Annotated in this window: 11 protein-coding genes; 1 reads left to right on the top strand and 10 read right to left on the bottom strand. The window is 72.2% G+C overall.

What is annotated here, in order from left to right:
• Positions 1–423 precede the first annotated feature (423 nt).
• The gene (locus IE313_RS16180) at positions 424–1,431 is read right to left on the bottom strand and encodes a stage II sporulation protein M (RefSeq protein WP_189932719.1); all 1,008 of its coding nucleotides are present in this window, start codon (positions 1,429–1,431) and stop codon (positions 424–426) included.
• Positions 1,432–1,670: 239 nt separating this feature from the next.
• Between IE313_RS16180 and IE313_RS16185 the strand changes: the two genes are divergently transcribed.
• Entirely contained in the window at positions 1,671–2,741 is a 1,071-nt protein-coding gene (locus IE313_RS16185) for an RDD family protein (RefSeq protein WP_189932721.1), read from the top strand.
• A 154-nt stretch (positions 2,742–2,895) separates the two neighbouring features.
• On the opposite strand, the gene IE313_RS16190 is transcribed toward IE313_RS16185, so the two are convergent.
• The 9 genes from IE313_RS16190 to IE313_RS16230 form a co-directional block, all read right to left on the bottom strand.
• Positions 2,896–3,519, bottom strand: coding sequence for a hypothetical protein (locus IE313_RS16190; protein ID WP_189932723.1), 624 nt, complete (start codon positions 3,517–3,519; stop codon positions 2,896–2,898).
• A gap of 256 nt (positions 3,520–3,775) precedes the next feature.
• Positions 3,776–5,239 (bottom strand): adenosylhomocysteinase, encoded by a 1,464-nt coding sequence (ahcY, locus tag IE313_RS16195; protein WP_189932725.1) that lies wholly within the window; start codon positions 5,237–5,239, stop codon positions 3,776–3,778.
• 849 nt (positions 5,240–6,088) lie between these two features.
• Positions 6,089–7,075 carry a cation diffusion facilitator family transporter gene (locus tag IE313_RS16200; protein WP_189932727.1) on the bottom strand — a complete coding sequence of 329 codons (987 nt, stop codon included), beginning with the start codon at positions 7,073–7,075 and terminating at the stop codon, positions 6,089–6,091.
• 243 nt (positions 7,076–7,318) lie between these two features.
• Positions 7,319–8,503, bottom strand: coding sequence for a mannose-6-phosphate isomerase, class I (manA, locus tag IE313_RS16205; protein WP_189932729.1), 1,185 nt, complete (start codon positions 8,501–8,503; stop codon positions 7,319–7,321).
• 316 nt (positions 8,504–8,819) lie between these two features.
• A complete protein-coding gene (locus IE313_RS16210) occupies positions 8,820–9,950 on the bottom strand; it encodes an SIS domain-containing protein (RefSeq protein WP_189932731.1) in 1,131 nt (376 codons plus the stop codon).
• Between the two features lie 19 nt (positions 9,951–9,969).
• A complete protein-coding gene (locus tag IE313_RS16215) occupies positions 9,970–10,155 on the bottom strand; it encodes a Trm112 family protein (protein ID WP_189932734.1) in 186 nt (61 codons plus the stop codon).
• Between the two features lie 369 nt (positions 10,156–10,524).
• Complete coding sequence (locus IE313_RS16220) at positions 10,525–11,889, bottom strand: phosphomannomutase/phosphoglucomutase (RefSeq protein ID WP_189932736.1); 1,365 nt, start codon at positions 11,887–11,889, stop codon at positions 10,525–10,527.
• Between the two features lie 263 nt (positions 11,890–12,152).
• Positions 12,153–13,769, bottom strand: a complete 1,617-nt coding sequence (locus IE313_RS16225) for an L-lactate permease (protein ID WP_189933096.1) — start codon at positions 13,767–13,769, stop codon at positions 12,153–12,155.
• Positions 13,770–14,059: 290 nt separating this feature from the next.
• A complete protein-coding gene (locus tag IE313_RS16230; protein WP_189933097.1) occupies positions 14,060–14,536 on the bottom strand; it encodes a DUF3499 domain-containing protein in 477 nt (158 codons plus the stop codon).
• Positions 14,537–14,718 lie beyond the last annotated feature (182 nt).

Consider the following 14,718-nt stretch of genomic DNA (forward strand, 5'->3'; position numbering starts at 1 on the left):
TCAAGGAACGGACACTTCCTTCGTACTCACCGCGACCCTCCGCGGCTTTCCTCCGGGCGTTTCCCTTCGGTGTTTCCAACCTTACCAGACTCGATTTCCTGCCGTTTCCGGTCGGAATTCTTCTCCGGTGGCCGTTGGAGGGCCTACGCTCTGGCTGCCTCTCGGCTTCCTTTTCGCGTGTCCCGACTTTATCAGATGGTTTCGGCCGGACTAACCGGCGTCATATTCCAATCGAGTCGGAGGACTCCTCCGGAATCCAGGACCACAGAGGAGTTCGCAGATCATAGCTGATACCCCGAACCGGTCTGATCGAACCAACCTGATTCAAGGCAACTGCTCTAACCTAGCTCCCCACCTAGTCCCTGTCAAGAGATCTCGGCGAAGTGAAGTGGACACTAGCAGCTCACGCGGTGCCGATGCACATCAGGCCGCCAGTGGGAGGTCCGCGCTGCGTTCCTCGGGGGCCAGGTCACCGGTCTCGCCGGCCCGTGCCGCCCTGCCGCCGACGACGAAGACGTACACAAGGAACGCCGCCTCCGCGGCGACTCCGGCTGCCACGCGTGCCCATGTCGGCAGTCCCGACGGTGTCACGAAGCCCTCGATGGCGCCCGAGACGAACAGGACCAGGGCCAGGCCGATGGCCATCCCCATGGCGGCCCTGCCTTCCTCCGCGAGAGCGGTCCTGCGCGGCCGCGGGCCTGGATCGATCACGGTCCACCCCAGTCGCAGTCCGGTACCCGCCGCGACGAAGACCGCGGTGAGCTCCAGGAGTCCGTGGGGCACGACGAGGCCGAGGAAGGTGTCCAGGCGTCCCGCTGAGGACATCAGGCCGATGCCCACGCCCAGGTTCAGCATGTTCTGGAACAGCACCCACAGGACAGGTACGCCGAGGAGGGCCCCCAGGACCAGGCAGAGGCCCGCGGCCTCCGCGTTGTTCGTCCAGACCTGGGCCGCGAACGAAGCCGCGGGGTGGCTGGAGTAGTACGTCTCGTACTCGCCGCCCGGCCGGGTCAGGTTCCGCAGCTCCGCGGGGGCCGCGATGGTGGCCTGCACCTCGGGGTGGGTGCCGATCCACCATCCCAGAAGGGCGGCTGTCGCCGTGGAGACCAGAGCGGTCGGCACCCACCAGTGCCTGCTGCGGTAGACCGCGGCCGGGAAGCCGTGCGTGACGAAGTGCGCCACGTCGCTCCAGGAGGCCCGCCGGGTGCCGGTCACCGCACTGCGCGCGCGTGCCAGCAACTGGGTGAGGCGGCCGGTGAGCCGGGGATCGGGGGCACTGGACTGGATCAGTGAGAGGTGCGTGGCGGTGCGCTGGTAGAGGGCGACGAGTTCGTCGGCCTCGGCACCGGTCAGCCGGCGCCGGCGGCGTACCAGGGCGTCGAGGCGGTCCCATTGCGCGTGGTGCGCGGACACGAACACATCGAGATCCATGCGGCCTCTCCTCGTAGCTCCTCGTAGCTCCTCGTTCCCCGCCGCCCCCGGCCCGGGCCGGGGGGCCGCACCGACCCCGGTCCGGCGCCGCCGGCCCCGGCCACGACGCGTACCGCGTCTCCTGGTGCGGCGCGACAGACGTCAGCTTGGCAGACTGGCCGCTCCCGGGTGCGGGTCGGGCCACCGCGCAAGTGGGCCCATGGGCGGGTTCGGGTGCGGGCGGAGAGAGGACGGCGGGCGTGAGCGAGCTTGTGACGGGTGAGGCGGTGGCGCTGGAGCTGCGGCCGGCGAGGCTGCCGAGCCGGGCGCTGGCCGAGCTGGTGGATCTGGCCGTCGCGCTGGCGGTCTACGTCACGTCGATGGTGGCCGTACTGGCCTCGACGTCGTCCCTGGACGATGCCGCCGAGGCGGCCATCGCGGTTGCGTCGTTCCTGTTGCTGCTGGTGGGTGCGCCGATCGCGGTCGAGACACTCTCCCATGGCCGGTCGCTCGGGAAGCTGGCGTGCGGACTGCGGGTGGTGCGGGACGACGGGGGGCCGATCCGGTTCCGGCATGCGCTGGTCCGGGGTGCGATGGGGGTCGTGGAGATCCTGCTGTCGACCGGCGTGATCGCGTGCGTCGCCTCGCTGGTGTCGGCGCGCGGCCGGCGGCTCGGTGACGTGTTCGCGGGGACGCTGGTCGTGCGGGAACGGGTGCCCGGGGCGCCCGGCGGGTTCGTTCCCCCTCCGCCGCCGTGGCTGGCGGGGCGCTTCTCGGGGCTGGACATGTCTGCCGTGCCGGACGGGCTCTGGCTGGCGGTCCGGCAGTACCTGACCCGTATGGGGCAACTGGACCCGCAGGTGAGCTGGTCGATGGCGGAGCGGCTGGCGGCCGATCTGGCGGGGCGCACGGGGGCTCCTGCGCCCTCTGACGTGCCGCCCGCCGCCTATCTGGCGGCCGTGGTGCACGAACGGCAGACACGGGATGTCCGACGGGCCTTCGGCGGGAGTGACGTGCCGGGTCACTGGAGCGGAGGGCCTTCAGGGGGTCCAGGGGAGTCGGGGCATCCAGGGGGCGCATGGGGTTCGGGGGGCGCCGCGTGGTGGCCGGCTCCGGCTCCCGCCGTACCTCTCGCACCCACTGGTGCCCCCGCGCCCCCTCGGGCCCCGAACTACGCGGACCCGGTCCCCGCCCCGGCTGCGGCCCCGAGCTCCGCTCCGGCCCCCTTCCCCGCTCCGAAGACGGAAACGGAGACGAGCACAGGGACAGGGGCAGAGGCAGGGCCGGAGGCGTCCGGCAGGCCCGGCACGGGATTCGTACCGCCTGCGTGATCCGGCGGCCACGTCCGCGCTCGTCGCAGAGCGGGCCCACGCCGGCCCCGCCCCTACGTGCACCGGCCCGGGCCCGGCCCCGCGTCCGGCCCCGCGTCCGGTCCCGAACCCGACACGGGCCCGCCCCGAGCCCGACCCGAATCGGGTCCCGGTCCTACCCGAGTCGGTCGAACGCCGACGGTGGCGATTCGAGGTCGTCGAGTTCGACGCCGGGAGCGGCGAGCACCACGTCGCCGGTGAGGTGGACGGTGCGCCGCTCACCCGTGTCCAGGGCGCTGACCTGGTATTCGTCCACGGTCAGAGGGCCGTTGTCAGTGGCGTGTGCTTCTCTCTTCACCAAGGCCCAGGACTGGTCGACGGTGCGGGGCGCCAGGACGGGGTGGGTGAAGGTGACGAGGCGTACCCGGGTCGCGGGGGAATCGGGGGTGAGGCGCAGCAGCCGTGCGGTCGAGACGAGGAATGCGGGGGAGGTGCCGGTGAAGGCGTGGGCAGGGGCGTTGCCCTCGGTGGCATGGGTGCCGGTGGGGTCGGTGCGGACCCAGGTGACACCGTCGAGTGCGGCCCCGCGCACCTGCCAGCTCGACGCATGGAGTTCTAGGCGGATCGGGCGGCCGAGCTCGTCCACGGCCAGGTCGACGGAGCCCGCGTGGTCGCCGGCGGGAGTCGTCAGTTGAGAGACGTAGCGCCAGCCGGAGGGGCCGGGGGCGCACTGGAAGTGTTCTTCGCCAAGGGGGGTGTGATCGTGCGGATCATGGAGCGAATAACGGCCGCGGGGCATGGGAGGTCCTGAATCTTCCGGCGCATGGGCACGGACGGCCGGGCCCGTACTCCACGAACCGTACCTCCGGAACGGAGCAGGCCCCCGGCACGGGGGTCCGGGGGCCTGCTCACATCCGGTTCACCGACCAGGCCGCCGCCGCACCGGGGCGGCGGGGCCCCACCCCGCCGCACACCGGCGGCAGAGCCGGGCCGGTGTGCCGCCGGCAGCGGCAGGTGACATCAGCGGCGGAGTCGGAGCCGGGGCCGGAGTCGAATCAGTAGCGGTAGTGGTCCGGCTTGTAGGGACCCGCCACCTCGACGCCGATGTAGGCGGCCTGCTCGGGACGGAGCTCGGTGAGCCTGACGCCCAGCGCGTCCAGGTGGAGGCGGGCGACCTTCTCATCCAGGTGCTTGGGCAGGACGTACACATCGGTCGGGTACTGGTCCGGCTTGGTGTACAGCTCGATCTGCGCCAGCGTCTGGTTCGTGAAGGAGTTCGACATCACGAAGGAGGGGTGGCCGGTCGCGTTGCCCAGGTTGAGCAGGCGGCCCTCGGACAGCACGATGATCTTCTTGCCGTCCGGGAAGGTCCAGGTGTGGACCTGCGGCTTGACCTCGTCCTTGACGATGCCCGGGACCTTCGCGAGGCCCGCCATGTCGATCTCGTTGTCGAAGTGGCCGATGTTTCCCACGATCGCCTGGTGCTTCATCCTGGCCATGTCGGCGGCCAGGATGATGTCGCGGTTGCCGGTCGTGGTGACGAAGATGTCGCCCTGCTCGACGACATCTTCGAGCCTCGCCACCTGGTAACCGTCCATCGCGGCCTGGAGGGCGCAGATCGGGTCGATCTCGGTCACGACCACGCGGGCGCCCTGGGCGCGCAGGGACTCCGCGCAACCCTTGCCCACGTCACCGTAGCCGCACACCACCGCGGTCTTGCCGCCGATCAGGACGTCGGTGGCGCGGTTGATGCCGTCGATGAGGGAGTGGCGGCAGCCGTACTTGTTGTCGAACTTGGACTTGGTGACGGCGTCGTTGACGTTGATCGCCGGGAAGAGGAGGGTGCCGTCGCGGTGCATCTCGTACAGGCGGTGGACGCCCGTGGTGGTCTCCTCGGTGACCCCGCGGATCTCGGCGGACAGGTTCGTCCACTTCTGCGGGTTCTCGGCGAGGGTGCGGGTGAGGAGCCCGAGGATGACGGCGTGCTCCTCGCTCTCGGCGGTGTCGACGGAGGGCACCTCGCCGGCCTTCTCGTACTCCACGCCCTTGTGCACGAGGAGGGTGGCGTCGCCGCCGTCGTCGAGGATCATGTTGGGGCCGCCGGTGGTGGCGTCAGGCCAGGTCAGCGCCTGCTCGGTGCACCACCAGTACTCCTCCAGGGTCTCACCCTTCCAGGCGAAGACGGGGACGCCCTGGGGGTTGTCCGGGGTGCCGTTCGGGCCGACCGCGACCGCGGCGGCGGCGTGGTCCTGGGTGGAGAAGATGTTGCAGGAGGCCCAGCGGACCCGGGCGCCCAGGGCGACCAGCGTCTCGATGAGCACGGCGGTCTGCACGGTCATGTGCAGCGAGCCGGTGATCCGGGCGCCCGCCAGGGGCTGCTGCGCTGCGTACTCCTCGCGGATCGCCATCAGGCCGGGCATCTCGTGCTCGGCGAGGGCGATCTCCTTACGGCCGAACTCGGCCAGTGAAAGGTCGGCGACCTTGAAGTCCTGGTCCTGTCGGTTGGCGACAGTCGACATACGGGCTGCTCCTCGTGATGAGTCGAGGTGGGTACGGCTGTTCTGCGCGAAACGGGCAAACGGGCATACGAATGCCCGGGTGCGCGCGGCGCAGTTCGTCGGAGGCCCTCTCTCCCTCGGTCGGCCTCCTGGGGCCGCCCGACCGCCATCAGCAGCGACGTCTGGCTCGGTCACGAATTTACACCGATCCGGCCCGGGGCCCCAGTCCGCTCCGGCACTTCCCGTTGGCATCTGCGTGGTTTGGCCAATGTTGTACGCCCGGTTCCCCGCTGCCGTCGGCGGTTCGCACATCCTGGGGCCCTACCCGTGCAGCGGGCGGCCATCACTTCGCACGGCACGGCCGTAGCGCCACGATCCCGCGGCAGGTGGATGCGCTGCTCACGGCGAAAGCGCTGCACTCCGGCCGCTTGGAGACGAAGGCGGCGTCCTGCGGACGCCCGCCCGGGAGCACCTGTCGCAGCAGGCCAAGGGCAGCGGGGGGCCGCCTGCCATGGGGGGAGAGGTGCCCAGGGCGGTCGGCAGTTGAAAACGGTGGCCGAAAAGTGCCCTTGGAGGGTCCTCTCTCGGCATGCCCGAGCGGCCGGGCGCCGCCGACCCGCCGCCGACCCGGCGGCAGGGACGGCGGCGGGGCCGAGGACTCCGACGCCCAGGACCCGGCCGAGACCGGTGTCACGACGGATGATTCCGGGACCGGTGTCAGCGGGACCGGTGTCAGGAGGATGAGGGCCCCGGCCTCAGCGGCCCGGGCCGGGAACTAACGGGGCCGGGAACGAGGCCGGGGCCGGAGCCGGGAACGAGGCCGGGGCCCGAGGCCCGGCAGGCCCGAAGCCGGGGAGCCGGCGTCCGAGGTCAGTGGTCCGAGTGGTCGTTCGCCGGTCCGGGGCCGCCCGGGGTGGCCGCGGGGTCGGGACCCGCGGCGGCCTCCTCGGCACTGTAGATGTCCGGCTCCAGGTAGATCACGCGGGCGATCGGAACGCTGCTGCGGATGCGCTCCTCCGCGGCGTTGATCGCGGCGGCCACCTCCGCGGCGGTGTCGTCGTGCCGGACGGCGATCTTGGCTGCGACCAGGAGTTCCTCGGGGCCGAGGTGGAGGGTGCGCATGTGGATGATGCGGGTGACCGTGTCGCCGTCGACCAGGGCCCGCTCGATCCTGCCCACCTCTTCCGCGCCCGCGGCCTCGCCGAGCAGCAGCGACTTCGTCTCGACGGCGAGCACCAGGGCGATCGAGATGAGCAGCACCCCGATGCACAGGGTGCCGACGCCGTCCCAGACGCCGCTGCCGGTGAGCAGCGCGAGGCCGACGCCGCCGAGCGCGAGCAGCAGGCCGATCAGGGCGCCGAAGTCCTCCAGCAGGACGACGGGCAGCTCCGGAGCCTTCGCCCGGCGGATGAACTGCGCCCAGGAGAAGGTGCCGCGCAGCTCGCTCGCCTCCTTGATCGCCGTGCGGAACGAGAACCCCTCGGCGATGATCGCGAAGATCAGGACGCCGACCGGCCAGTACCAGGAGTCCAGGTCGTGCGGGTGCTTCACCTTCTCGTAGCCCTCGTAGAGCGCGAACATGCCGCCGATCGAGAAGAGGACGATCGAGACGAGGAAGGCGTAGATGAAGCGCTCGCGGCCGTAGCCGAAGGGGTGCTGCGGGGTGGCGGCGCGCTTGGACTTCCTGCCGCCGAGCAGCAACAGGATCTGGTTGCCGGAGTCGGCCAGTGAGTGCACGGCCTCGGCGAGCATCGACGAGGAGCCGCTGAAGACGAACGCCACGAACTTCGAAGCGGCGATCGCCAGATTGGCGCCGAGCGCCGCCACGATCGCCTTGGTGCCTCCTGAAGCGCTCATGTCTCCCCGCATCCCCTTTGTCGCGTCGTTGTCGCGTGGTTGTCGCGTTTGGCCGCGCGTTCACCGCCTCATCGCGTGCAGCGCACCATCGCGTGCAGCGCACCGCAGTGACGCCGATGCGGTCGCGGCACCGCTGTGCCGTCACGCATCGCAGTCGCCGCTGCCGCCCGGTCCGGCTTTGCCCGTCCTTTGCGGTGGGTCATTGTTGCAGCCCGCGTCGGCGGCGCCGCATGCGGTGCTCCCTCAGGCGACCACGGTGGCTCGGAAGAGAGTTCCCTCTCCGGTCGCTTCGACCGGTTCATCCGCCGGTACGAACACCGACTCGCCCGGGCCCAGGCGCAGGCCGCCCGCATGGACGGCGCCTTCCGTGCAGAGCAGGATCTGCGGAGTGGGGGCGGTGAGCCGGCGGACCGGCCCGCCCTCGGCCAGGACGTACCGGGAGAGCCTGAACTCGTCGATCGGAGTCTCGTAGACCTGCTCGCCGTCCGGGCCGGCCGCCGGGCGGAGCACTCCGGGGCCGCCGGCCTCGAAGCGGACGATCCGCAGCAGTTCGGGGACGTCGACGTGCTTGGGGGTGAGGCCGCAGCGCAACACGTTGTCGGAGTTGGCCATGATCTCCACGCCGAAGCCCTGGAGGTAGGCGTGCGGTACGCCGGCGCCCAGGTACAGGGCCTCCCCCGGCTGCAGCCGGACGTGGTTGAGGAGCATGGCGGCGATGACACCGGGGTCGCCGGGGTAGTGGTGTGCGATGGAGGCGTACGCGGCGTACTCCGCGCCCCACGTGGCACCCGTGCCGCGGGCCTGCTCGGTGAGCCTGGCGCAGGCCGCGGCGGCCTCGGCGACGGTGACGGCCATCTGCTCCGGATCGGCCGTCAGCAGCGCGGTGAGCACCTCCCGCAGGGCGGCCTCTTGAGGGTGCGCGCCCAGCAGGTCGACGTAGGGCTTGAGGGAGTCGACCTCAAGGCGGGCCAGGAGTTCGGCGGCCGCGTCGGGCGCGCGGAAGCCGCAGAGGCCGTCGAAGAGTGTGAGCGCGCAGATCAGTTCGGGCTTGTGGTTGGGGTCCTTGTAGTTGCGGTGCGGGGCGTCGAGGGGGACGCCGCGGCGCTCCTCGTCGGCGTAGCCCCGCTCCGCCTGGGCACGGTCGGGGTGCACCTGGAGGGAGAGCGGCGCGCCGGCGGCCAGCAGCTTGAGGAGGAAGGGCAGTCGGGGGCCGAACCTGGCCGTGGCCCGCGGCCCGAGTGCCCGCTCGGGGTCGGCGGCGATCACCTCGTCCAGGGTGCCGCGTGGAGTGCGTGAGGGGGCGCCGGGGTGGGCGCCCATCCACATCTCTGCCTGCGGTTCACCCGTCGGCTCGACGCCGAGGAGGTGCGGGATGGCGGTGGCCGAGCCCCAGGCGTAGGGCCGGATCGGGTTGGCAAGGCGGTCCATGGCTTCTTCCGGGGCTCTTTCGGGTTCCGTCGGGGTCGGTTCGGCCTGTTGGGCCTGTTGGGCCTGTTGGGCCTGCTGGGCCTGCTGGACCCGGTGGGTCCTGCGGGTCCTGTGGGCTTGTTGCGGTTACGTCGGTTACGTCGGTTCCGTAGAGATTCTGGCCCAGTGCTTCCGGATGGAGCCGGCCGGGTCGACGGCGAGCGAACCCCGGCCCGGGCAGAGCAGCGGCCGGCGAGCGGCGGACCGCCGACGACAAGCGACAGGCGACGGCGACCGCACTGCGCGGGGCGGGGCCGGCCGGGTGGGGCAGGGCGGTTCAGTGCGCCTGGGTGGCCAGGCCGAGGTAGACGGCGGCGAAGTCGGTGATGGCGATCAGCTCTGCCAGGGTCTCCAACTCCTCGCCGTCCTCCGGTTCGAGCTCGCTGATCGCGGTGTCATGGCTGAGGGCCAGGTCACGGGCGGCCTGGGCGGCGCTGAGGTTGTCGGTGGGACGGTCCCGGAGCAGCACCACGCGCGCGTGCAGTACCTGGGCCTCCTCCACGCGGTCGCGGAAGAAGTCGTCGGGGTCGGCACCGGCGGCCAGGGCGCCGACCAGCAGGGCGCCGTGGGCGGGCATGGCCTCGGGCAGTTCGGCGGCGAGCGCGGGGCGGCCGGCGAGCTCCGCGAGCGCGGCGGCGAACCTGCGGCCCGCGGGCCCGGCGGACGGGCCCTCCGTCCAGATCAGCGGGAGCGCGTCGGCCAGCTCGGCGGCGAGCGTCTTGGCCGGGTTGCTGTAGGTGGCGATGGCCGGGCCGCACCGCTCGGCGACGTGGTCGAGCCGGTCGGCGACCTTCTGCAGGGTCGACGCGGACGCGGTGAGCAGGCCGGTGCGGTCGAACAGCATGAGCAGCGGTGTGAGCAGCGCCCACAGAGCGCCCGGCGCGGATGCGGCGTCCGGTTCGTCCTGCTCGTACGGAGCGGTGGCCATCGGTACGGCGAGGCCGTGCGCGCCGCCGACCGCCTCGGTGAGGGGTGTGCCGGAGGGCGAGACGGAGACGACCGTGCAGCCGCGGCGGTAGGCCTGCTCGACGAGGAGCGCGAGACCGGGCTCGGTGCCGTCCGGGGTGGTGATCAGCAGCAGGTCGACCGGGCCGGCCCAGCCGGGCAGCGCCCAGCGCAGCGCGCCCGCCGCGGGGGCCACACCGGTGGGGCTCAGCCGGGTGACCGGGCAGCCCGCGCCGACCAGCGTGCCGAGCAGGTCCGCGACTCCGACCGCGGCGGTGCCGGGACCTGCGATGAGCAGGGCCCGGGGGCGGCCGTCGGGCTTCAGCCCGGCGACACCGGACTCGGTGGCGTGCCGCAGGGCGGTGCGGACGCGGGCACCGGCCTCGGCGGCACCGCGCAACAGGCCCCGGCGGTCGGCCCTGGCCAGGTCGTCGGGTGCGTCGAGCAGCGATTCGTCCAGCATGGCTGGGGTGCCTCCGGGGTTACGCGGGGCGACGGGCCTCGTCGACGAGGAGTACGGGGATGCCGTCCCGGACGGGATAGGCGAGGCCGCAGTCCTTGCCGGTGCACAGCAGCTCACCGTCCTGGCCGCCGGTCCCCTCCTCCGTGAGCGGGGCGTGGCAGGCCGGGCAGGCGAGGATGTCCAGGAGGCCGGATTCGAGGGGCATGCGGGGTCCTTTTCTGGAGCGTGTTTCCCGGTCAGGGTAGCGCGGTGGCACCGGGCTTCCGCGGGGTGCTCGGGGCGGTGCGCAGCGGCCTGCACGGCGCCGCGCGGATGCTCGGGCGCCTCGGGAGCGGGCCCGGGGTGCCGCCCTGGGGCACGGGCGCCGCCAGGGACGGCAGGGCGTGGGCGGTGCGGTACGTGCGCGGGGCGTGCGGCGCGGGGCGCGGGCATACGCGGCATACGGCTTGGGCGGCGTGCGGCTCGGGCGGCCGATGTCGTGCCCGGGCCCGGAGCGCCCCGTGGGCCGAGGCACCGTCGCGGTGCCGCCGAGGCACCGCCGCGGTGCCGGACGCGGGACGGGCGGGCGCCGCGGTCACCCCCGGACGAGGGCGAGCACCTCGTCCCTGATCTTGCTCATGGTGGTCTCGTCGCGGGCCTCCGCGTTCAGCCGCAGGAGGGGCTCCGTGTTGGAGGCGCGGACGTTGAACCACCAGTCCGGGGCCGTGACCGTGAGGCCGTCGAGCTCGTCCAGGGTGACGTCCTCGCGGCCCTCGAACGCCGCCTTGAGCGCGGCGAGCCGGCCGGCTTGGTCGTCGACGGTGGAATTGATCTCGCCGGAGGCGGCGTAGCGGTCGTACTGGGCGACCAGGGCCGAGAGGGGGCCCTCCTGGCCGCCGAGCGCGGCGAGGACGTGCAGGGCGGCCAGCATGCCGGTGTCCGCGTTCCAGAAGTCGCGGAAGTAGTAGTGGGCGGAGTGCTCGCCGCCGAAGATCGCCCCGGTCCTGGCCATCTCCTGCTTGATGAACGAGTGGCCCACCCGGGTGCGCACCGGGGTGCCGCCGTTCTCGCGGACCACCTCGGGCACCGACCAGGAGGTGATCAGGTTGTGGATGACGGTGCCGGTGCCGCCGTTCCTCGCGAGCTCGCGGGAGGCGACGAGGGCGGTCACGGCGGAGGGCGAGACGGGGTCGCCGTGCTCGTCGACGACGAAGCAGCGGTCCGCGTCGCCGTCGAAGGCGATGCCGATGTCGGCGCCCTCCGCGCGCACCCGCTCCTGGAGGTCCACGATGTTGGCCGGGTCGAGCGGATTGGCCTCGTGGTTCGGGAAGGTGCCGTCCAGTTCGAAGTACATCGGCACGAGTTCTATGGGGAGGCCGGACAGGACCGTGGGCACGGTGTGGCCGCCCATGCCGTTCCCGGCGTCGACGACGGCCTTCAGCGGGCGGATCGAGGCGAGGTCGACCAGGGAGCGCAGGTGGTCGGCGTAGTCCTGGAGGGTGTCGCGCCGGGTGAGGGTGCCCGCGGTGGCGGCGGGAGCGGGGGCGGAGGAGGCCAGCCACTCCTCGACCAGGGCGCGGATCTCGGCGAGGCCGGTGTCCTGGCCGACCGGCGCGGCACCGGCCCGGCACATCTTGATGCCGTTGTAGCGGGCGGGGTTGTGCGAGGCGGTGAACATCGCCCCCGGGAGGTCGAGCGCGCCCGAGGCGTAGTAGAGCTGGTCGGTGGAGCAGAGCCCTATCTCCGTGACATCGGCGCCCTGGGCTGCCGCACCGCGCGCGAAGGCCCGCGACAGGCCGGGCGACGAGGGACGCATGTCGTGCCCGATCACCACGGCGTCCGCGCCCGTCACCCGCTGGAAGGCGGCGCCGAACATCTCGGCGAGCGGCTCGTCCCACTGGTCGGGGACCACTCCGCGGACGTCGTACGCCTTCACGATCTGCGACAGGTCAGCGGTCACAGTGAGCCCTCCTGAAGTCCTCTGCGGTAGGCCAACGCTACCCGCACGGACTGACGGTCACGTGTACGGAGCCCCGGCCGGCGCGGACCGTACGGCGACGTGCGCACCGGCGGGCCGGGGACACTCTCCGCCCTACCGGACGTATACCCCGTATCACCCGTGACCCATCCAACCCCTCCCCGGACTTCCCTGGCCCCTCGGCCCACCGGGCGCCCCTGGGGTCCTCGTGCCTCCCGGGAGGCACGGGGACCCCAGGGGGCTCCTCAAGGCAGCATCCACCCCAGGACCACCGTGCTCTGGGCCATCACGATCAGACACATGACCAGCAGCAGGAGCAGGCTCCACGGGAGCACCTTGCGCAGCAGATCGCCTTCGCGGCCCCTGAGCCCGACGGCCGCGCAGGCGATGGTGAGGTTCTGCGGCGAGATCATCTTCCCCAGTACGCCACCCGAGCTGTTGGCCGCCGCGAGCAGGTCCGGCGGGAGTCCGGACTGCTGTGCGGCACTGACCTGCAACGCCCCGAAGAGGGCGTTCGCGGACGTGTCGGAGCCCGAGACGGCGACGCCGAACCAGCCAAGCACCGGCGAGAGGAAGGCGAGCCCCGCACCCGCGGCGGCCACGAAGTGGCCGATCGTGGCCGCCTGGCCCGACAGGTTCATGACGTAGGCGAGCGCCAGCACCGAGGTCACGGTCAGGATCGCGTACCGCAGTTCGTGGACGGTCGCCGCCCACTCCCGTACCGCCACGCGTGCGTGGACCCCCAGTACCACCGCCGTGAAGAGGCCGGCCACCAGGACGAGGGTGCCGCCCGTGGACACCAGGGGAAGACTCAGCACATTGGCGCTGACGGGTGTGCCGTCCGGGCCCGCGACGTTCAGGAAGGGCCAGTCGATCGCCTGGGTCGCCTTGTCGAAGACGTCCTTGACGGGCGGTATCTGGGCCACCGAGAAGATCACCACGATGAGCGCGTAGGGCGCGTAGGCGCGCAGCACCTCGGGCCGCGGGTCCTCCTGGTCCATGTCCTCGCTGCGCGCGCCGGTCAGGACGGCGGCGCGCACCGGCTCCGCGGCGGGCCTGCGGGACCGCGGCAGCGCCACCAGCGCCCCCGCGCCGGCCAGCGAGGCACCGATGTCGGCGAGTTGCGGGGAGACGTAGTTGGACGCGGCGAACTGCACCACGGCGAAGGCCACCCCGCACACCAGGGCGGGCAGCCAGGTCTCGCGCAGCCCGCGGCGGCCGTCCACCAGCCCGACCAGCACGAGCGGCACGACCAGGGCCAGCAGCGGCGTCTGCCGGCCGACCACGGAGGCGACCTGGTCCAGCGGCAACCCGCCGACCTGGGCCAGGGTGACGACGGGGGTGGCCATCGCGCCGAACGCGACGGGTGCGGTGTTGGCGACCAGGGAGACGACGGCGGCGCGCACCGGGTCGAAGCCCAGCGCCACCAGCATCACCGAGCAGATCGCGACGGGCGCTCCGAAACCGGCCAGCGCCTCCAGGAGCGCGCCGAAGCAGAAGGCGATCACGAGGCCCTGGATGCGCGGATCGTCGGAGAGCCGCCCGAAGGAGCGGCGCAGGATGTCGAAGTGCCGCGTGCGGACGGTCATCCGGTACACCCACAGGGCGTTGACGACGATCCACATGATGGGCAGCAGTCCGAAGACGGCCCCCTCGGCGGCACTGGAGACGGTCTGGCCGACCGGGAGCCCGTAGGCCAGCCAGGCCACGAGCGCGGCGGCGAGGAGCCCCAGGAGTCCCGCGGCATGCGCCTTCATACGGACGACACCGAGGAGGACGAGGACGACGACGAGTGGGAGGCACGCGACGAGCGCGGACAGGCCCAGAGAGTCGGCGACGGGCTCAAGCTGTTGGGTGAACACGGACAAGCTCATCTCCCCGGATTCCATGATGCGGAAAGCGATCTCTCACGGGTGGGGGAATGCTCGTGTCTACGGGAGCGTGCGTCAATGGGTTGTACAGAATTGAACGACGAGGGTGTCCCACGCGCGCGTGGGCGCGGGCCTGCGGGCAGCACTCCAGGAGGGGGACCGGCGCCCGGGGCCGGGTCGGCGTCCGGGAGGTCAGGGCGTCGCGACGGGCTCGGCGGGCACTGGCGCGGCAGGCGCCGGCGGGGCCGGTGCGGACGGGGCGGGTGCAGGCAGGTTTCGGCTCAGTTGTCCGGGGAGCGCAGGACGCGCAGGTGGCCGCGGCGCGCGACCTCCATGGGGTCCGCCTGGCGTCCGCCGCCACCCGCCCCGGCGGCACGCTCCTGCGGCCGGGCCGCTTCCCGTACCGCGTTCGCGAGCGCTTCGAGGTCGTCGCCACTGGGGCGGGGCGGGCCCGAGGCGTCGGCGAGCCGGACGACCTCCCAGCCGCGGGGGGCGGTCAACCGCTCGGAGTGCTCGGCGCACAGGTCGTAGCAGTGCGGCTCGGCATAGGTGGCGAGCGGGCCGAGAACTGCGGTGGAGTCGGCGTAGACGTACGTCAGCGTCGCAACGGCAGGCCGGCCGCAGGCGGTGCGCGAACAGCGACGTACAGGGCTCACGACGTTGGACGGTACCGCACTCTTGAGCGGGCCGCGACGACTCTCCCGGAGGTCACCCCACCGTGTCGTGGCGGGATCTCGTCGCGGCGCATTTCGGACGATCCCGCACTGACCTGCACGGACAGTACGCGGTACGAGGGGCCGTGCCGCACGATCCGGTCATCACCCGCCATAAAACCCGTCAATTGCCATGAGCACCGCGGTCCGGGACAGAAATGTAATCGTGCTCAAGCCAAGCCCGAATGGTCGCGAAACGATGCGGTACGTGCACTGGCGAAACGGAG

Source organism: Streptomyces sulfonofaciens (genome assembly GCF_014656295.1).
GTDB lineage: Bacteria > Actinomycetota > Actinomycetes > Streptomycetales > Streptomycetaceae > Streptomyces > Streptomyces sulfonofaciens.

Bases quoted from the DNA above. Each gene is read 5' to 3' on its own strand.
- IE313_RS16215 (WP_189932734.1), bottom strand. From the start codon at position 10,155: ATGCCCCTCGAATCCGGCCTCCTGGACATCCTCGCCTGCCCGGCCTGC.
- IE313_RS16180 (WP_189932719.1), bottom strand. From the start codon at position 1,431: ATGGATCTCGATGTGTTCGTGTCCGCGCACCACGCGCAATGGGACCGC.
- manA (WP_189932729.1), bottom strand. From the start codon at position 8,503: ATGGACCGCCTTGCCAACCCGATCCGGCCCTACGCCTGGGGCTCGGCC.
- IE313_RS16190 (WP_189932723.1), bottom strand. From the start codon at position 3,519: ATGCCCCGCGGCCGTTATTCGCTCCATGATCCGCACGATCACACCCCC.
- IE313_RS16210 (WP_189932731.1), bottom strand. From the start codon at position 9,950: ATGCTGGACGAATCGCTGCTCGACGCACCCGACGACCTGGCCAGGGCC.
- IE313_RS16200 (WP_189932727.1), bottom strand. From the start codon at position 7,075: ATGAGCGCTTCAGGAGGCACCAAGGCGATCGTGGCGGCGCTCGGCGCC.
- ahcY (WP_189932725.1), bottom strand. From the start codon at position 5,239: ATGTCGACTGTCGCCAACCGACAGGACCAGGACTTCAAGGTCGCCGAC.